Genomic DNA, 21292 nt, shown 5'->3' with positions numbered 1-21292 from the left:
TTTTATAAAAAGGACAAAATAAATCAGTAATATAGAAAATAGTTATCTCTTGGGTAACAAGGATGTTTTATAGTGGCTAGGAGCCAAATATGTCAACAGACAACACCCTCTTAACATCAGGTGAGTATGGTCAGATATTGGATAATTACAAAGAGGCGTTAAACCAAAGTATCTTAACCGCTGCACCAGAGTCATGGCAGCCAATGCTGGCAAGTATCTTACCTGCTCACTGGCAAGAATGGCTGTTACCGCTGGCTGGTGGTCCATTTTTCTTATTGTTTTTGGCAGAGTGGTTTTATCAGTCTAAGCGTGGGAAAAATGAAAGCTTTAGCTGGCGCCGTGCGATGACCAATTTTAGCTTGGGCGGCTCTTATCTCGGATTTGAATTGATGGTCCAAGCACTTATTGTGCTGCCTATTTGCCTGTGGCTATATCAATACCGACTATTCACTATTGAGGTGACATTGCTGACAGCCATACCCATATTTGTCGCGGTTGAGTTCAGCTATTACTGGTTTCACCGTGCCTCACACCGCATGAATTGGTTTTGGTCAGCGCATGTTGTGCACCATTCAGATGATAAGATGAATCTATCCACCGCCATGCGCCAAAGCCTGCTGTACTCGGTGACAGGTTGGTGGTTATTTTTCGTCCCGCTGATGATATTGGGTGTGCATCCTGTCTGGGTATTTTTCTTTTATGCGTTAGATTTGATTTATCAGTTCTTTATCCATACCGAGACGGTGGGGAAATTTCCAAAATGGGTTGAGTATATCTTTGACACCCCATCCAACCACCGCGCCCATCATGGTACCAATAGTGAATATATTGACCAAAATTATGGCGGCGTTCTTATTATTTTTGATCGCTGGTTTGGCACTTATGTAGAAGAAGACGCGGTCAATAATCCCGTCAAATATGGGGCTGTTGGTGAGACCAGTCACGATAATATTATTGGTCTGATATTTGGGGTGTTTTACCGAATGTGGCAGCGGTTTTTTCGTGCCAATGGCATTAAGAAAAAAATCAAGGTACTGCTGCGACCACCTACAGCAATCTCATAGCGTATCATGGATACATAAAATACAGTTTACGATATGGACACTACGCATCCAAAACCAACCTGCCACCAGATTTGTTTTACAATAAATGGCTAAAGTTTGATCATCAATAACAATAAGACGCGACTATGAATAATGACAATAAAAAAGAAAATTACGAGCATCACACGCCTACAGGTCTTTTTGCAGACAAGGCGTTGCCTAGCGACTCAAATAATAACGCCAAGACCTCGCATTCGACAGTGTCAAAAACGGCCACCCAGTCTAGGGTAACTCATGATAATCAATCCATATCAACTGAATCAGTACCGCCAGCTACAACCACAAAAAACCAAAATGTGACAAAAAAAACCATCGCCAGTGGTGAGGCGCTAAAATTGGCGGTCGTGGGACACACCAATACCGGTAAGACCTCCATATTGCGCACGTTACTGCGTGATGTCTATTTTGGTGAAGTCAAAAACGAAGCGGCGACCACGCGTCATGTCGAGCAAGCAAGTCTGACAGACAGTCAAACGGGTGAGGTGCTGGTAGCACTATACGACACACCAGGCCTAGAGGACGCATCAGGACTCATGGACTGGTTGGAGGACAACACCGCCAGTCGCCGTGATGGTATTGAGCGCTTGCAGCAGTTTTTGGCATCAGATATCGCTCAAGGTGCAGATAGCGGTGTTCTAGACAGCTATGATTATAGCCAAGAAGCAAAAGTGATTCGTCAGCTGCTGGCAAGTGATATGGCCATCTATGTGGTAGATGCTCGTGAGCCAGTATTGGGCAAGTATAAAGATGAGCTAGCGATTTTATCGTGGGCTGCCATTCCGGTGATGCCTGTCTTTAACTTTACCGACAGTCAGAATGCCAATATTGATTATTGGCAAACCATGCTGGCAAGACGCAATCTACATATCTCCACACGTTTTGATTCCGTTGCTTTTGAATTTGAAGATGAGATGCATCTTTGGCAAAACCTAGCCACTATGCTCACTCATTCTGAGATGCTTGAGCAATTGATGCAGCGCCGGACTGAAGATTGGGCGCAGTTGTATGATGAGGCCAATATTATTATTGCTGACTTTTTATTGAATGTCGCTTCTTTTGTACGCGAGATTAATGAAGATGACGACCCGATGCCTGTATTAGAACAAATGCAAGAAGCAGTTAGACAAAGTGAGCGTGCGATGCAGCACAATTTACTTAACCTCTATAAGTTTTATGATAACGCAGTCGCGGCAACCCCGCTTGAATTGCAAGCCTATCAGCAAGACCCATTTGATCCTGAACTCCTCAAGAGCTATGGTATCCGTACCACTTCTGGCGCAGCAGCGGGTGCGCTGTTAGGGTTGGGTATTGATGCAGCAGCGCTAGGTACGACATTGGGCTTGGGTGCAGCGATAGGTGGTATCGCAGGCGGGTTACTATCTAACACCAGTAGTATTGCCGATAGGATTACTGGGGTAAAACGCTTATATATCGATCCTGCTACGTTGACGCTATTAGCAACGCGAGCATTAGACTTACTTACTGCATTACGCCATCGTGGTCATGCTGCTACAGATGCCACTCAGTTATTATATAAAGGCGAAAACAGCAGTCTTGGAACGTCGCTAACTAACGACATTAACCATGAAGATGAAGACAATAATCCAATTACTGTATGGCCAACTCATAAATTACCAAGTGAGCTCAAAAAAGCGCGTGGTAAACCACAATGGTCGTCGCTTAGCAGCGGCAAGTCCGAACAAGCTCAGTTATTACGCACAGACATGGCATGGTCGCTGTCAGGTAAACTACAGTCGTATAAGCGTGAGTCATAAATTACCAGCGAACTATCTATGCACTTTATACACTTAACAACGCACTCAATGCATCAGTACCACGTACATCCGTCTGTTGCAGGTAAATCGGATACAGCGGGTACTTGGTAAAGCTTTGTTCGATATCCTGCAGTAGATGCTGCTGACGCTCAGCGCGGCGTCGCCAAAACTCATCCGACTGCGCAGTTGATATCAGCTGATTGATGACGATTGCTGTTGGCATGAGCTTACTATCCTCTAATTGCTCGATAGCGCGCTTGGTCTCAGCCAATGGTAAGACGTCAGCAGTCATCACCAACACAATCGCTGTTTGTGTACGGTCATGTAGTAGCAACCCTGCTTGGCGGAACAATTGCTTGCGCTTTTCTAATACGGAGACAGCTTGTTCCCAGCGATCTGATTTTTTTGCTGCAAAGGGATTGGCTACATCGTTCTTTTGAGCGCTGTTTTTCTGATTGTGACTATCCAAGTGTGTCGCCACCGAACGTAGTTTGGCCTGTCGTCGCTGCTGTGCAAGCAGCCCATCCGTCCACGCCCCCATCATTTCTGGTAATACCAATAATCGCAAAGTATGACCTGTCGGTGCGGTATCAAAGATGATGTGTTCATACCCAGCATCTGCCGCTTCGACTAAATGGTGACACATGGATTCGAGCATCGCGGCTTCTTGAGCGCCAGGTGCTGATTTAGATAATCGCAGATGCTCACGAATTTTGGGCATCATATCTGGGTTGGCATAAGCTTTAATTGTACGTTCGACTTGAGCAAAATGTTCATCGACAATCACGTCAGGATTTAACTCAATCGCATCTAGATAAGGTGATATTACCGTTGTCTCATTATTGAGTCGTACATTCAATACATCGCCCAAACTATGTGCTGGATCGGTTGAGACAATTAAGGTTTTTTGCTGCTGGCTTGCATAGTAGCTGGCTAGAGCTGCTGCCGTGGTGGTCTTCCCTACACCACCTTTGCCGCCGATAAATATAATAGGTTGTGTCTCTAACTGCTCTACCAATCCATGTAAAGGGTGTAATGCCATATCGTTATCTCGTATTTTGTCTCATTATCTAATAAATGCTTAGCTACTTTTTTATATAGTCAATCCACTACTGTTAGCAGCAACCAACATGGTCAAATGGACATCTATCCATTCCCATACGTGTATGCCATTCATGAAAGTTTTCTAAAAATAATGGTTGCAATTCTAATGTATAAAAGCTGGCGGGATTATCAATACCCAAGCTCTCGGCAAACATGAGCAACATAAAAAAATCTTCTTCATCACGTGCGGCCCGTGCCATCGTCTGACGATAAGGCGCATGATAAAATTCATTTAATCCACTCTTAAACCGTTGCCACCATGGTTGAGTGTTCTCTAATGGTTGAACGTTTACTATATTATTTGATGTGTTTTCATTTTCCATAATATGCTCGTATTTTACTTAATTCTTATGATCTATCATGCCTATATGATACAAAAAACGCCAGCAGTTGCTGCTAGCGTTTTTTATTAAACAGACACTCAATATGGTTTAACGTTTAAACCTCACCGTTTTTGCCTTTATGTAGTGACCACTCTTTACGTAGTACAGACAAACTCTCAAACGTCACCAAAATGGTCGCGATTAAGATAATTATATCCATAATAATAAGTAGCCAATTACCATCAGTAAAGAAGGTTTTGAGCTGAATCAATAGTGCAAAAACAGTCATAACTAACAAGAACGACAATGGTGCTAAGGTGTACCAAACTGGCTTACCCTTACGTAACAAGATAATGGTAACGATCATCAAGGTTAAGGCAGCCATTAACTGGTTGGTCGTACCAAATAGCGGCCAAATAATCATACCACCCGCGCCATCTATACCACCAGCACCGAACGCTAATAACAAACAGCTTCCGACAGCAAGTAACGTTGCAACGACACTCTTATTGAGTACAGGTAAATTATAAAATTCACCAAATTCTTGGAAGATATAACGTTGTAAACGTACGCCAGTATCCATCGTCGTACCAGCAAACAATGCAGCCATTACCGTGAGCATCGTCTGTGATAGCACCATGTCGATACCAACGCCAGCATTCAAGATGGTTGCACCGCCATCGATGAACGCACCGATAGAGCCATCACCAAATTTTTGATAGACCGCTTGCCAGTCACCAAGAGTCGCAAAACCTGCGGTTGCTGCAAGGATTGCCCCAAGTGCTAGCATACCCTCGCCCAATGCACCGAAGTAACCAACGAAACGAACGTCTTCTTCTTTATCAATCTGCTTAGAAGTGGTCCCTGTTGCGACCAAACCATGGAAACCTGATATGGCACCACAAGCAATTGTCACAAACAACAATGGTAGAAGTGACGGTGTATCCGATGGTAATGCAGTGTTAACCGCTGGCGCGACAATATTAGGCGTGCCAATAAAAATAGCGGCATATAGTAGAATCAAACCGACAAATAACTGTAAGCCATTAATATAATCGCGAGGTTGAAGTAGCATCCATACAGGCAACAACGACGCAATCGCCGCATAGGCGAACAAGATCAAGATCCATACCGCGTTATCAGGCAAACCCATAACGGTCTCAGGTAACACAATCGGGAACATAGGGCCGAGATAGATAAGCCCGTACAAGGCAGTTACCCCGATAATGGACACCCAGACCAAATTCATGTTGTAGCGATAGATACACTGCCCGATGATAAAGGCAACCACTAAGGCACCCCAAACTGGCAATACCGCAGATGGCGTCTTGATCATCATATTGGCGATAGCTACGCCAAATACAGCATTGACCATCAGTAGTAATAAGAAGATAACAACCATCATCAAGCTGCGAACACGTGTGCCCATGACAGTACCAGCAATAGAGCCAATCGACTGACCTCTATTACGCATACTTGCCCAAATAGCAGACATATCATGTACGCCAGCCATAAAGATAGTACCTACCACTACCCAAATAATGGCAGGCACCCAGCCCCAAATGACTGCAATGGCAGGACCGATAATTGGTGCAGCCCCTGCCACTGACGTAAAGTGATGTCCCCACAATACATACTTATTGGTGGGAACATAATCGATCCCATCTTTCATCGTATGTGCGGGTGTAGGACGGCTGTTGTCCAATGCTAAAATTTTGGTGGCGATAAATTTTGAATAAAATACGTAGCCGCAGAGCATAGCGGCAACGGCGAATAGTAGTACGATAGCACTATTCATCTCATCTCTCCCTAGACAAGTAGTCAATAGCCTTATAAGTTCAAGCTTTTTGAATTAAAATATGAAAAATATGCTAAATTAGTGTGCGATGAGTGACTCAGCTCATCTATCGTTTAGGTAAATTCTAGCAATTTGCAAAATTATTACCAATCAACAAAGTCATTTATCTTATAACTAGGGCATGTCACTAATCAGCACTTGGTGTGATGAGCCTGAGACTAAAACTTTGTTTGAATAATAACCGATTTGGTGATAAATGTAACGCAAGTAAGACATAAAAAACAACAAATAAAGGAAGTGCAATGGCACATTATTTTGGATTCGTACCCTCAGATAAACTAAAAGCTTTAATCAGTGAGGCCGAACAAGTCGTTGCTTCAAATGAGAATGTAGAGTACTACCCTTATCGCGATGCTCTTACGCATCAGACAGCGCGCGATCTTACTGATAATTTATTGGTTGGTTTGGTAGAGATTATTCCTAACCCTGAGCGCCAAGCCTCTATGCGTAAAATTGTTGGAACGATTGAACGTGCGACAGATACTTTGCTCAATATCTTACTAGGTAAAGAAAACAACAAAGACGTATTACCAAGTTTTCATTTTCTAAGAGATCATGCAACCTTTATTGATAATGAAGGCATTAAACGTGTTGGCTTTAAACTATCAGAAAAAGACGCCAATACTATCACTGAAGGTTTTGCTGCTATCACGCCTGAGCATGTAGATAGAGCCAAATTTAAAACAGCACTCGAAACCATGAACGAAGAAACATTGACCCACTTCATCAGTCGTTATGCTGAGACATTAAAGCTAGGCATGATCAAGCGTAAGTCAGTTCCAGTTGCCAAATCGGCAATTGATAAAGGCATGAGTATGGCACTTAATAAGCTATTACCTGACCTACCAAATGACTCATTGAATAGATTGGCCAATTATTACCGTCCATTTATTATAGAAAAGCCAGAATAACCCTAAAAGTTGGATTAATTTTGTCCCAAAAGTCATATGACGTTGGGCAAATTCACTAAAATTTGCTAAAATAAGCGGCACTTTTTACTAAAGGCGCACCCGATGACCCAAATCAGTAACCAAGAAATTGAAAAAACCTTACGCAACTCAGAGTGCCTTATTAGCAGTATCGAAGTAGCTGCTGCTTATGAGCGTTTAGCCGCTCAGCTCAATCTACATTATGCTGGTCTAAACCCAATTGTTATGGTCGTGATGAACGGCGGATTGATCCCAGCTGGTCAACTACTGACACATCTTACGTTCTACCATCGCATGCATTATATTCATGCGACTCGTTATCGTGATAACGAAGGTACTAATGAGCTTGATTGGAAATTCAAGCCTGATGTTAGTATCGAAGGTGAGCACGTATTGTTAATTGACGACATCTTTGACGAAGGTATTACCCTAAAAGCAGTTGTTGAAGAATTAAGCAAAGAAAAGCCTCTATCACTTGAGTCTTGTGTCTTGCTTAACAAGCAACATGATCGCAAAGTTGCAGATTTCGACGTAGATTTTGTGGGTATTGATGTTGCAGATCGTTATGTTTACGGTTGTGGTATGGATTTCCATGGTTACTTGCGTCACCTGCCAGGTATCTATGCAATCAAAGAAGACAAAGTTTAATTCTAGATTTAATTACTTAAAATAATTAAGTCCTAAAAAAGCATCCAAATTGGATGCTTTTTTATTGCGCTGACTTATTGCGCCGACAACAACTTGAATGAATCGTTAAAACTGTAATGCCAAACCAGTATGGCGCTCAGTCGGTGTTTGAACCGCTTTTTCTAAAGCGTGCTTGGTACTATATATCGTTACCTGCTTCTTAGCACGAGTCACTGCTGTATAGAGAAGCTCTTTGCTCAGTAACCGTGCATGGCTGTTATCAAAAGTAATAGCAACATGATCAAATTCGGATCCTTGTGACTTATGAATGGTCATTGCATACGCGGTGGCTATCACCTCTTCATTGAGCAAGTTAACAGCTATCCCTTGTGTCTTATTTTCAAAGAATACCTCTAATTGGCTCCTTTCATCTGATGTTTGTAAGCAGAAACCAATATCCCCATTAAATAGACCAAGCTCATAGTTATTTTGTAGCACCATAACAGGACGTCCATGGAACCATGTGTTTTGACCCAATGGTAACTTTAGCTCAGCAAGATGCCACTGAGTAAGGTAGTTATTGATATAGTGGTCGCCCCACTCACCATTGTGACCAGCAGTTAGGATTCTAAATTGATTAAATACCTCCATTAACGAAGAGGTAGTATTTTTAACGGATTCTGGCAGGGATTTTTCTATTGGATTTTTTATTAAATTTTTAATTTTAATTACGTATGATTGGTAATTACTGGAGATTCTTGAAATAATTTTTTCTTTGCTTAGGCTATTTTCTATCTTGTTATTTGATATGGATTCTGCTTGTAACATGTTAACATATTGAAAACTTAAGGCAGGGTCTTGCCTTAATAATTGCCAAATAGCTTGAAGATTTGTCTCTGCTTTATTGATTTGAGTGGCCAGTTTACCGATACCTGACTCGGCGCTAAATCGGCGGCTCTCGGTTAGTTCTGCATGTATGGGTTGCAGTAGCGGAATGCGACAGAGATCCGCCAATACTGCCCCTGCATCGACTGCTGCCAACTGGTTCGCATCTCCTAATAGTATTAGCCTAGCACCTGGCTTTACCGCGCTCACAAGATAATTAGCTAACTCAACTCCGAGCATAGATGCTTCATCGATGATGATAATATCTTCGCCGAGTGGGTTGTTGGCATCGTAGCGCGGTCTACCCGTTCGGCCAATACCTAACAAACGATGAATGGTTTTTGCTTCTTGCAACTGTAGCTTGACATCCGCCGCATCTAAAGCAGCCTGTAAGGACTCTTGCATACGTTGGGCAGCCTTACCTGTTGGTGCTGCTAATGCTAGACTAGCACTGTCTGTGCTAAATCTAATATGTTCAGACTCATCTCCCCTACTCTCTGTCGCTTGCTGCAATGCAATGACTAACTGAGCCACAGTATAGGTTTTACCTGTCCCTGGGCCACCAGTAATGATACTAAATGCATTATTGTTCGCCACATTGATAGCGGCTATCTGTTGGTCATTTAAGTTCTCAGGCATGGTAATGTCTAAAGGCACTATCTGCTGATTCAAAATATGATTGATATGCTGCGCTAAGTTAAATTCTGCTTGCCAAGTGCGGTGCAGCCAAAATGTGATTTTCGAACTTTGGGTCTCTTTATTCTCAGCTATGTTATAAATAATTGGTTGATTATCCTTGCTTAGGCTATTTTGGTTGTTGTTATAATTAGTATTCGCCTCAACGTTAGCAAATAAAGCATGCTTATGGATTGAATGAACGAAAGTATTTAAGTCGCTATTTTTCAAGCGATGATATAACGTAGTTATCGCATCAAAACGTTTGATCAACGTCTCTTTTTCATGGTTACTCAGTGCTAGCTGCGCCCACAGGTAATCTCGCTGACCAAACAAAGTATCTAGTAATACAAATAGCGATGTCTCTGTTGTAGTGTCATCGTCTAGTTGCATGTTTGATTGCGTGTCTATTTGCGTTTTTATCTGAGTATCAATCAGCGCAAAAATTGGTGTTGCAAGTATCCCCAATAATTGCTGCTGCCATGCATATAACGTGACTATTTCCCCATTAATTTCCCCTTGTAGCGGCGTTTCATGATCGGCTGCATCAATGGTTAATACAGTATGCCCTTCTTCCAAATGAGCCGCTAAAATAACAAATAGAGCCGTAAATAAATCATTATCTCCTAACTTACCGATTCTTCTATTTTCATCGTTTGTCTTTGCATCTTTCGCGTCATATGCTACATGTGTTTGCTGACGGCGCAGCAAAATATAATCGCTGATGTTACTGGCCCAGCTCTCTTGTAAGCTAATGGCTGACTTGCTCTTATTGTTATTATTACTCATCGTATATTTATCTCTTATTAATCTTATTAACTGCTATAACAATTTTTATCTATCTAGTTGATATATAAGGTTTATTAATCCGGCAGGCCAAATAGTGCGTCTAAACCTTTAATAAAGTCGATAGGAATATCCCAAGTAACCAGCCCATAACAACTTTTATCACTCAAGCTATCGTGGTTAGACTGAACCCTATCTTGCGATGTAGGCATAGTAGCTGCCTGAGCATTCGGGTCATACACACCGCGTAAAAATACGTACTCTACAGCGCCTAAATATTTATCTTCATTACCCGTATAATCACTGATCCTCATAGCAAGGAACCGATGCAATGCTACTTGATAGATTGCTGCTTGTAGCCAGTACCCTGCCTTGGACATTGCTTTTTTGAGCGTATCTTCATTGTAATCGCTTAGGCTATTTCCTAGAAAGTTGCTCTTATAGTCAACCACATAGTACTTGCCAGCATGCTCATACACCAAGTCAATCTCACCACGCAAATAACGATACAGATGCGCTTTATTTTGTGGCACTAGAGTGACGTGTTTATCTGTCTCATCAGGTAAATACTGTTGAAAAAGCTTACTAATATCCTGTGCTTTAAAATTCTCTGACAATCCCATGTTGAACTCTAACTCGGCAAATCGCTTACCTTTATCAAGAGCAATCAAGGGTTGATTGGAAGCCAACAGTGGCGCATTCAACACTTCTTCAATCCAATTAACTAATGCCTCATGCTTGGTTGTATCTATTGACTCAAGATCAAACCCATCACTATTTCTTTGTTTTTTGCCTTGTGATCTGCGGCTCTGCTGTTCCGCACTGCTATATATCAGCGGCAACTGATAGCTACTAATCGCTCTATCAATAACCTGAGGCCACTGGGCTTTATTGGTGAAATCTATTTGTTCAAATATCTCATGTAAAAACGTACCGGCATTGGCACCTTTTACAAAGGTAAAGCGGATATCATCTTCTGACTTGAGGCTTAGTTCACTGTCTTGTTTGCTAGACTCGTCGTTATTAAGTAAAGAGATGTCTGAAACAGAAGACTCTGTCATATCGATGTCTATCGCATCATCAATACGCTCATCCACTATCGCCATTGCTTGTGTAGATTCATCTAGCTGACGCGCCAGAGCGGTAAAACTGGTCTTGGCCCAGCCATAAAAATAATTAGTTTTCATAACCTCGGCAAAGGGCGCGTATTCAATAGCCTCTGTCGTAGGCTTATGAGCATTTGACTTGGTAGCAGTCATCTGAACATTATCATTTATACCTGCTGAGTTAGCATCATTGCTTGCGTAATTATTGTCATAAAACTCATTAACTTTATGACCTCTGAGCATGCCTACGATGCCTTTGAGCCTATCTGGTAGCTCGAACTTTGCTTCTGGCGATTCAAACCAATAAAACACTGGCTTTAGCTCAAACCCTGTCTTGTTACTCGGATCTCGCAGCACCACATAAAGCTGCTCACTGGCTCGAGTAAATGCCACATAGCCAAGCCGTCTTATCTCATCAAAACCTTCTTGTGTTTCGATATCGGTGTAGTAACCCTCATCCGTGGTAGAGCCTTGCAATGGTGAGAAGCGGCGCTGATTACCCGATTGATTATCTGTCGACTGCTGTACTTCTATCGACTGCCGCACTAGCGCTGAGGGCGCTTGTTGCGCGTTATATAGATACAGCCCATAGTCTTCCTTATTGCCAGACTTCCTACTGGCATCACCCATTCCCAATACATAGACAATAGGGAACTCAAGCCCTTTTGACTTATGAATGGTCATCAGTTGCACGCCAGACTCTGTCGGTAGCGGATATTGCTTAGCCCAATCACTGTTGGGTGCTGTATCTATCTGCTGTCTGAACCACGCCAACAACTCATACTCACCCATTCCTAAGCCATACTGCGCCAAGATGTCCATTACATGACGCAAGTCCATGATATGACGGTCACCTTCTGGATGAGCAGCTAGGGCCTGCCAAACGCCTTGCGGCTGCACAGGGCTTTTATCTAATAAATAATGTAGCGCTGATAAGATGCCAAAGTGCTGCCAACGCTGTGCCCCTTCTTTTAGATAGGTAATAAAGTCTTGATAGCTTTTCTTAGTATCAGCAGCTTCATTCGCTGAGAATTCTTTCGAATTAGACTTATTTGAACGGGCGCTTGGTGTACTGCTACCCTCGGTAATACCTGACTCATGATCCGTCATCATGGCTTTGATGTTTTTGATACTCAGTCCATATAGGTGACTGGTCAACACCCGATTAATCATGTCATGACGATACGGGTATAGCATGGCACTTAGTAGCGCCGCCACATCTTCTGCCATAATAGTCTCAAAGATGCTAACATCACTGGTAGTCAAGGTCGGCACATTAAGTTTTACCAGCTCATCTTCGACCCTTTTCAGATCTTTTTTAGCACGTGCCAGCACCCCAATATCACTGGGCTGAATCGGCTTACCTTTAAGTGTCTGACCACTACTGAGTAAAGTGGCTATATGGCGAGCTGTTATTTCATGCTCATCGTAATCAAACTCTTTGTCCTTGTCATAAGGCAGGTGCAATAAGCTCACGGGCTGATCAGAAAGCACCTCTGTCACCAGTACATCATCCAGACTATTTGACGCATTAAACCAAGACAGCTCATATTCCGGCTTTGCTGCTTTGATATGTTGATAATGAATACCAGTACCTAGCTGCGACAGTTTGTTCTCAGCAGTTGTTGCATCAGCCATACCAAACCAATAGTTCAATGCGTTAATCATACCGGCATTCGAACGGCGGTTGATATCTAGTGTCCAAAGGGCGCTTTTATCAAACTGGGCTTTCATGTAGTTATAGTTGGCTACATCGCCACCACGAAACCCATAAATAGCCTGTTTGGGATCACCAACCAATAGCAGAAACTCATGACTGGCTTTCTTAGTAGTTGCCTGTTTATCACTGTCCGACTGTTTACGTTTACTCTTTGGCAAATAAATACTTTCAATCATAGTGGCTTGCTCGCCATTGATATCTTGCGACTCGTCAATCAATGCCACAGGATAGTGATGACGAATATAACGCGCCAGCTTGTCTCCTTGCCGACCAGTTAATGCTTGGTTTAAGCGTACCATCTGCAAACTAAAGGTCGTTTCGCCACGCTCTTCTAAAATAACTGGCAGCCTACTACGTACAGCTAACACAATATGACGGTTAAGATTGGCTAATACCAACAAAATATGCTGATTCACACTATCAAGCATGTCTAAGAGAGCCATTAACTTACTAATGGTCTCTAGCTCAAAAAGTGTCTGATGCTCTTTTTCTTTATTCTTATTAAAGTTCTTAATTTTGCCATCTTCATCGGGATATCTAGAATCTTGCAATGATGTCAAAATCTTGTTTTCGCTCTCATTCAAATAGCTATTAAATGTCAGCTGATATTCCGATATCTTTTGATGCACCTCGATAATGGCATCAAACTGTTTGGTTAAATTAGAACCACCACGGAATCCTTGAGACTTTCTATAATCAGGATTTAAATAAGGCTGGATATCAGCTAAATCTAACTGAGAGAACTCATTGATTAGCTTTTCGTATGCATCAAAGTCAAAGCTTTTATCAAGTCTTATTTCATCAATCGGCGCAGAGATAAAATTAAGCGAGCGCGTTACATATTTCTTATGATCGCCCACTGCAGACAGTTTGCCTTGCTGATCCATTAGCGCGTAAAGTTTAGGCTGCTCATAGTATAATCGGCTCTGAAACTGACGCAGCTCATCATGAACAATGCTATCGGTAACTTGTTCAATACTGCTGTCTTCAATAATCCCCATGCCCTGCTGGTGACCAGTCTCGCTACTGTACTCCGTCAACCATTTTTGCGCCAAACTATCGAGCGTACCTACAAACAGCTTATCCAATGTAGTGAGTACCAGTGCGGTACGTCTGATAGCTTCAGCCATTGGGTAACTGTACACGTGATCTAGCAAATAACCGACAAGATGCAAGTTAATAGGATCTTGCATGATGCCATCTAAGCGCACATATTTGGCCAGATTAACCAGCCAATCTTCACGATCTTTCTTTGCTTGTTTACGTTGCTCAGTCACCGCTTGCTTATCAGCAGCAAGGTCTTGATTTAAGTCGTTAATGCCTGTCTCAATGTTTGCGTCTGAATTACTGTCTGCTTGTGCGTCTTTATTACCCTCAGGCATAACTTGCAGTATGTTGGGATAGAGACTCTCTTTATTGCTAATATCAGCACTTAGGCTATTAATCCATTGTAATAACTGATAGAAATCTACCAAACGATCGTGGATACGCTGACGCATTTCGGCAGCGGCAGCTCGTGTAAAAGTCGTGGCAATGATTTGCTCTGGTGCACGTCGCGCTTCGATCAGTAGGCGCAGCACGATACCGGTCAACGTCCAAGTTTTGCCCGTGCCCGCTGAGGCTTCAATCAGGTGTTTACCCGTTAGATCAACCTCAACTGCCGGTATGACATCATTTTTACGCTCAGGCACAGCAGATAAAGTCAGTTCATCTGAATATTCATCAAATAAATTCGGTTGTGTAGACAAGTCAATGGTACTGGTTGGATCGCTAAGGTCTGTCATATGGGCGCATACTTTTAATTATTATTTATCAAAACAAAATAGCAAAAACTAATTAGAGGCTGTTCTAGATAACGGGCTAACCATCTAAGTTAGTTAACGCATTAAACATCGGCGCGTATAATGGCTGGGCTAATGTAGTCAACGCTGCCGATAGCGCTTTGAATGCATCTTGGTCACGTAGCACGTACTGCCAAATAGCATGCTGCGAGCAAGTATCGTATACCGTATCTGAGTTGTAGTTGGGTCTTAACCAGTCTGAGAAGTCGGCTCGTTTTGGCCAGTAGCGGTTGCTGTCACCTTCTTCAGCGGTTAGATACTTATCAAGGTAATTGAGTGCATATTCTGGTAATAACGTAATGGGCACTTGACCCGTTAATTTGCCAAAAACAGCCCATTTTATCAACTCAATGACTGCGTCTTCATACATAATCGGACTTAACTTAAATGCGATTACATCTTTATAGTTACCAACTTGTGAGCTGGCCTTATTAAAGCGCCAAATACTCACGCCATCATTTAATACCACTTGCTCGGCAGTGGTACGTCTGGCCACTTGCCAATACAAATGTGACAACCAAAACTTGAGTAAATGCCTAGGATTGGCAGAATTGGGCAATATGTTTAACCACTGCTTGGGTGATTGCTTAGCATAAGGCACGCCCGCCTGAATAATTGATATGGGGGCTAATATTGGTACTGAGCCTTTGATCTTAATGATTTTCGGCAACAGCTTAAGCAGTGTTTCTATACCCTCTATATCTGTCTGGTCTTTTGAATTATTATCAGTGTTATTCAGTATATTTTTTAGCTCTATCTGAACAGGATATTCGGCGGTTGGGGTCAGTAGCTGTAATACACTGCTGATATCTGCCGTACTCTCGTTGAGAATACTGCTTTCGTCAAAACCATTAGCCATTAACTGCTCTTTAAACTCTAAACATTGCTGTTGTAGCTTCTTTTGTTGTTTGGGTAGCGTGGTTTGGCGAGCGACACCAGCGGGCATAATTTTTTGATACATCAGAATTGGAGTGGTGGTTTCAGCCGCTGCATTACTATCATTTTTCTTATTCTCATCAGTAACCAACTGTTTAATCAAATGATCTTTGATTTGATAGGTAGTTAAACTGTCTAAGAATAGCGGCTCTTGCTGCGACAATGCTTCTTCACCTTGTACCACATGCACCTTTTGAGACCGTAAGAATGCTTTGGCAGGATGGCGCACTTGGTAAGCCAATGCCCCTTCAATATCTATCTCTCCGATGTTAAATATGCTATCAGATAGCACCTCTGTCATGTTATTGCCATTGCTAGTATCGACAACCGTATCTAGCGCCAACAGTTCAACCAATGCAGACAAGGTTTGATTGTCTACTTGCCCTAGCTGGCCTAAGCCTTGACCCAACACCTGAGCGATTGACTCATACTGCGCCTTCGTAGGTAAGCCCACCAACTCTTTATGCTCACTAGATACTCGACCTTTTAATGTGTCAAACACCGCTTGCCAAAGCGGCGCAGGCGGAAACTGCTTTTTCTGAGCCAGTTTGGTTTTGCGCATGGCTATATTTAATAAAGTATCCAACTCATCAATCATATCGACAGGGCTAGAATCCTGAGCATTGATATTAATGTTGGGATTAACGTTGGCATTAGCATTGTTATCAATATCAGGAGACGCTTGCTCAAAAACATCAATGCCTTCGATTGCCGTTTCAAACAGACTCTCATGAAAAGGTAGTGCAGGATGTTCAGTCACCAACCACTGTTTAATCAATTTAGGCAAATAGCGCTTGAGACTCTCGGTGGTGGGATCAATATTCTCGGGTAATGTCTCAAGCGAGTTCACCTGCCATTGCACCTCGCCTTGCAAAAACTGCAATAGCTCGCTCACTGGGTTGGCTGGCAAATGCTCATGGGTGTCCGTCAAGCTTTGGCCGTTGTAGAACATCCAGCAAGCACTGCGCGCACACAGTAGCGCATCTAAAAATGCGCCGTTGTCATCATCTTCACTGACTCTGTCACCGCGGCGTGCATTGGTCGCTTTCATCAAATCATAGCGGTTATCTCGGTCACGCCCAGGAAACTCAGAGAGATCCATATTGAGCATCACCACCAGCTCAAACGGCACGTTTCTTAGTGCACCGAATCGACCAAAGGTAATCACCCCCGTCGGCTCCGCACTGACTTGCTGACTTTCAAGCTCGTTTTCGATACTGTCTAGCATAAAGCTCAGCTTGAGCGGCAATTGCTCCACACCTGCCAGCCTTTGCTCCACTTCTCTGTTGTCGACATCACCACTAGCGTACTGCCTATAGTGACGATTGGCTCGCAGACTTGATTTAAAGCCATTCATCGCGTTGTAAATGGCGCGCATGGTACGTGTTTGATCCACATCGCCAAAGTAGCGATGGATAACTTGTGTCTCAATCTGATCGAGCCAATCTTCCGCTTTCATTTTTTGTGTATGATCATCACGTCGTGCAACCAAGCCAGTATAAATACGGCAAAGCGCTTCAACAATCAGCGCATCATTTAGGCTCACTTGTGGTAACGGCAAGGTCATTTCTGGTAACGCAGTGCTTGGCCATTCATCGCCATTTAGATCATATAAGCAGTCGCTCAACTCAGCCTCTGGCATGACCAGACCTAAAGTTAATCTGTCTAATGCCTGTGCAAAGCTAAAGCGATAGTCGTAATCATTGCTGTCTAAAGTTTGCTTAAGATGCAGCTCGTCAAAACCGCGAATAAAGCCCGCCTCTACCAATAAATCACAGCCACGGCTCATTTGCTCATGAGTCAGTCCAAAGCTTTCAAACAATGGCGGTAACATGAGCCAGTCTAAGACTTCAGCTGCTTCAAAACGAGCGCTATGACTACCCAATAGTTTGTAAAAACCGATAATGGCTTCCCATAACTGGCGAATGTCGGCATCAACAACACCAGTCACTTTAGCAGGCAAAGTCAAGCCGTCTTGACCCTTACCATTGACGAAGATAGAGCCAATCAATGCATGATGACGTTCAACATCAGGTAGCAGCACAACAATGTCGGAGATATGGCGTTTCTTTTCACCTAGTTTGATAGGTTCATTCAGCCAACGACCAATCATAATACGCAGCACTTCAAGCTGACGCTGCAAACTATGACACGAATGAATGCTTAGGCTATTATCTTGGGAAGAGATTGCCCAAAAACGGTCTTTCTCAAAACGCTTGTTCTCTAACGCTTCATCTTCATACCAAGCCGTTTCTGGCTTATCTTCATCAAAGCTCGGCTCTAGTTGCTTGCTTACTGCTTGTGAGACTGTAGCAGCCGTTGCTTGCTGAGTAGATTGCTCATCAAGCATCAATACGTCATTTTGCAAACGTTTTAATAAGCTTAGGTTACCTTGCGTATCTTGAGTACTGACAGCGTCATCAGCAGCATCTATGCTTTCATAATCGTAATGACCGAGCACATTATCTACACCCTTATCAAAGTTATCTTGCCATTCGACTAGCGCATCGTCGTATTGCTCATTACCTGATAAATTGGCAAGCATCGCAAACGCATCGCGCGACTGCTTACCGAGACGCGATAGCAAACTGTGACCGTAATCACGCAAAAACACACTCTCAGGGTTGATAATCTGCTGGCGTTGTAACCATGATTTATCAACGATATCTGCCCAAAACAGCTTTGATGGATTGTAATGCAATAGCGTGATATTCATGTATTGCGACAGACTCTGTAGAAAGTCTAACTCGGTCTGTGGCAGTTGCTGGATGGTAAATATACGTAATACTTTGGGTAACTGATCGCGCTCATTCGCCTTGTTGCCTTTTAAAGCTGACCAAAACGCACGCTCCAGTGCCACACGGTGTAGATGAACATCGGCAAACAAATGCGACCACAAGAATCGTTGGGCAACTTCCAACTCAACATAATGCTCGACCAACCACTCAGGCGTGCCGCGCGCATACTTATCAAAGCGTAGGGATAAGGCGTCTTTATCTGCTATCAACTCACTTACGCTCAACGGCTTGTTTTGCGACCATAATGCCAACCAATCCTCACGGTGAGTCAAATAGCGGTTAAACACCCTAGCCAAATCGCTTGCCAGCTGCCAAATACGGGCATCTTGTTGTGCCTTATCCTGTTGTAAACTGTCTTGTTGAGCAGTTGCCTGTGGGTCATCAATCAAAGACGCTAGCAACGGATGAACTGGATGCTTTTCATCTGCAACAATCGACTCCTGATAGTAAGTCAAATAACCAAACAATCGCCACTGCATTACTGTCGGTGATAACACCGCCACTTCCGGCACGTTTAGAGTTGTCGCTTCAGGGTTTTGCGCCAGTAAGTATGCATTATGGCGGGTCAATACATCTTGCATCAGTGTCCATTGATACTGACCCCAAAATTTAGTACGCACCAAGGTACTAATACCAGCACGGCTAGCAATAGTTTTATCCAACCAATCTCCCAATACCATTGACGGTACAATGACAATAAAAGGCTCAAAAACAGGCTGATCCTTGGACTGATATTGTACGAGCAATTGATCAACGAGGTTTTCGGTACGGTGCGACTGAATAATAGTGAACATAGACAATAATCTGATTGCAATAAAGGTGAGGTATTAGGATTAATAAAGAAGGCTTCACTTATAGATGAGATGTCTGTATCCAATGTCAAAAACGCTATACAACATCCAGACAAAACAAAAATCGATACTCATCAATCCATGTTTGATGGTCGTTACTATGATGCATTTCTGCTAGCATGAGGGCCCTAAACAAAAACAACCATAGTAGCAAATTCTACATATCCATTGATAACGTTGACATGCCAAATTTGCTATCAGTGTGCCATTGATGGTTATCGTTTACTAGTGTAGATGCCGATATTATAATAAGCTTGCGACACTTAGTGTCGTTTTATACTATCATTCATATTTACAATGAAATAATCTCATTGCGGTTTTTAAATTGGCCTTTACAACCTGTATCTAAATAATACTTTCTATTGACGGGATTACTTAATATTATGCCATTGCGTCCCATTGATGCTATTTTTGTCCATCCAAAACAACGCTTATACGTCGTGTATTATCGCGGTGAGTTGTGGCAACTGCCACGTATGAAAATCGATGAGAGATCATGGCAAAACAGACGACCCTATACCGATGATAGTAGCTCACTTTATTTGAGCATCCATCAAGCTATCAGCAACCCTATCCTTGCGCAGAAATTGAGAACGCTAGATCTACCTGTAGCGGTACGTGGTAGCACGTTGCCACGTTTTGAAGCATGGTGGGAGGCACATGGGTTTAGATGGTTAAAAGACAGACTATTAACCGGTGAATCGCCGTTAGCAGCGCATCAAACTACTACACCTGCTGCCAAGGTATTAAACGACCAATCTGATCCTCTAACAGATTGCCAAACCAATGGCCATACTGATGAAAGTGGTGAGGTTAATGAAGAACAAGTATCTACCCCTTCTGCAGACACGGATATCTTTGCAGACATGTTGGCTGAATTAACCGATGAAGTACTAGAACAAAAGCTTTAAAAAATAGATACTACCCTGTATATAAACGTTGCTATGAATCAACTAATAATAAAAGAGCAGTAATATATGAAAGACTACAAACTACTGCTGGCTGGGCTAATCTTGCTACTGCTCACAATCTTTATCGCGGTCTTCATTTGGTTGTGGACCAGTAATCGCAAAAACACAGACCCATTGCCAATCATGGCAAGTGAAAGTGAAGCAGACTCTAGTACGAAAGGTGATGAATCAAGAGAGATTGCTGACAGTGTTTTATACATTCGAGCAGAGGAGAAGTTACAGATACCTTTGGACGATATCATTGTGAGCTTTGAATCTCGTTATCCGCACGTACAAGTGTTAGCGAGCTATGTCCCCTCTCACGACCTTCTTACAGTACCAAGTAGTGGTTCTACCAAAGACAAACTCTCTGACTTTGTCTTTGATACAGACATGATTATTACCAATGACGATAGCCTATCCACAGAACGGGTATCGCTCCTACAGTCAGAGTTACAACAGGCACAAGATAGAAATGATCAAAGACAAAAAAGTACTGAGGCCAGTGATATAAGTAATGCATCTGATAAAAATAGTGATAATAGTACGCATGATAAAGATAAAAAGATACACACTCTAAACCCCTTTAACTATGCGCTAAAAGATGAACAGGCGCTTGAAGGTGTCATCCTGACAGACGATACAACTGCTATTAACTTCCGTAATTTTTTACTATCGAGCACAGGTCAAGATATACTAAAAAAATATGATTATGAGAACATTAGTGGTTATAAGAACAGTGTAAATGACTTATTTAAACCAACCTCACAGGCAAAAAATGCATCAGGTGATCATGCTGTAGATGTCACTGACGCGCTTAGCAATGGTGAGTAAAGATAAATTGTCTCTATTTGTCTTTTGTTGATTGCTTTTATGACTGCTTTTTTCTACAATGTCACTCCATAATGCGCCTATAGCTCAACAGGATAGAGCAGTTGCCTCCTAAGCGATCGATCCGAGTTCGAGTCTTGGTGGGCGCACCAATTAAGATATGAGTAGTACCAATAAACCCTTGTAAGCCTTAC

General features: G+C 42.6%; 12 protein-coding genes and 1 tRNA gene. 7 read left to right on the top strand and 6 right to left on the bottom strand.

Annotated features, from left to right (window positions below; translation table 11 throughout):
- Positions 1-89: 89 nt before the first annotated feature.
- Together CXF69_RS08910 and CXF69_RS08905 are read left to right on the top strand one after the other, a co-directional pair.
- Positions 90-1064 (top strand): sterol desaturase family protein, encoded by a 975-nt coding sequence (locus CXF69_RS08910; protein WP_101205860.1) that lies wholly within the window; start codon positions 90-92, stop codon positions 1062-1064.
- Positions 1065-1189: 125 nt separating this feature from the next.
- Positions 1190-2878 carry a DUF3482 domain-containing protein gene (locus CXF69_RS08905; protein WP_101205859.1) on the top strand — a complete coding sequence of 563 codons (1689 nt, stop codon included), beginning with the start codon at positions 1190-1192 and terminating at the stop codon, positions 2876-2878.
- A gap of 25 nt (positions 2879-2903) precedes the next feature.
- Here CXF69_RS08905 and CXF69_RS08900 read toward each other — a convergent pair whose 3' ends face one another.
- The 3 genes from CXF69_RS08900 to CXF69_RS08890 all read right to left on the bottom strand — a co-directional run bounded on the left by CXF69_RS08900 (position 2904) and on the right by CXF69_RS08890 (position 6103).
- A complete protein-coding gene (locus CXF69_RS08900) occupies positions 2904-3920 on the bottom strand; it encodes an ArsA family ATPase (RefSeq protein WP_101205858.1) in 1017 nt (338 codons plus the stop codon).
- Between the two features lie 73 nt (positions 3921-3993).
- Entirely contained in the window at positions 3994-4305 is a 312-nt protein-coding gene (locus CXF69_RS08895) for a cory-CC-star protein (protein WP_101205857.1), read from the bottom strand.
- Between the two features lie 115 nt (positions 4306-4420).
- Entirely contained in the window at positions 4421-6103 is a 1683-nt protein-coding gene (locus CXF69_RS08890; protein ID WP_101205856.1) for a carbon starvation CstA family protein, read from the bottom strand.
- A 302-nt stretch (positions 6104-6405) separates the two neighbouring features.
- Here CXF69_RS08890 and CXF69_RS08885 point away from each other — a divergent pair, with 302 nt between their 5' ends.
- Together CXF69_RS08885 and CXF69_RS08880 are read left to right on the top strand one after the other, a co-directional pair.
- Complete coding sequence (locus CXF69_RS08885) at positions 6406-7074, top strand: hypothetical protein (RefSeq protein ID WP_101205855.1); 669 nt, start codon at positions 6406-6408, stop codon at positions 7072-7074.
- 102 nt (positions 7075-7176) lie between these two features.
- Entirely contained in the window at positions 7177-7740 is a 564-nt protein-coding gene (locus CXF69_RS08880) for a hypoxanthine-guanine phosphoribosyltransferase (protein ID WP_057760160.1), read from the top strand.
- A gap of 105 nt (positions 7741-7845) precedes the next feature.
- On the opposite strand, the gene recD is transcribed toward CXF69_RS08880, so the two are convergent.
- The 3 genes from recD to CXF69_RS08865 form a co-directional block, all read right to left on the bottom strand.
- Entirely contained in the window at positions 7846-10068 is a 2223-nt protein-coding gene (recD, locus tag CXF69_RS08875; protein ID WP_101205854.1) for an exodeoxyribonuclease V subunit alpha, read from the bottom strand.
- 74 nt (positions 10069-10142) lie between these two features.
- Positions 10143-14675, bottom strand: a complete 4533-nt coding sequence (locus CXF69_RS08870; RefSeq protein WP_101205853.1) for a UvrD-helicase domain-containing protein — start codon at positions 14673-14675, stop codon at positions 10143-10145.
- A 76-nt stretch (positions 14676-14751) separates the two neighbouring features.
- Entirely contained in the window at positions 14752-19260 is a 4509-nt protein-coding gene (locus CXF69_RS08865) for an exodeoxyribonuclease V subunit gamma (protein ID WP_102078244.1), read from the bottom strand.
- Between the two features lie 440 nt (positions 19261-19700).
- Here CXF69_RS08865 and CXF69_RS08860 point away from each other — a divergent pair, with 440 nt between their 5' ends.
- The 3 genes from CXF69_RS08860 to CXF69_RS08850 all read left to right on the top strand — a co-directional run bounded on the left by CXF69_RS08860 (position 19701) and on the right by CXF69_RS08850 (position 21250).
- Entirely contained in the window at positions 19701-20228 is a 528-nt protein-coding gene (locus CXF69_RS08860; RefSeq protein WP_101205851.1) for a hypothetical protein, read from the top strand.
- Between the two features lie 66 nt (positions 20229-20294).
- Positions 20295-21101 (top strand): hypothetical protein, encoded by an 807-nt coding sequence (locus tag CXF69_RS08855; RefSeq protein WP_101205850.1) that lies wholly within the window; start codon positions 20295-20297, stop codon positions 21099-21101.
- 73 nt (positions 21102-21174) lie between these two features.
- Positions 21175-21250 (top strand) — tRNA-Arg (locus tag CXF69_RS08850).
- Positions 21251-21292: the final 42 nt, after the last annotated feature.

Source organism: Psychrobacter sp. Choline-02u-9, assembly GCF_002836505.1.
Classification (GTDB): Bacteria; Pseudomonadota; Gammaproteobacteria; order Pseudomonadales; family Moraxellaceae; genus Psychrobacter.
This window is presented reverse-complemented; position numbering and strand designations above follow the sequence as displayed.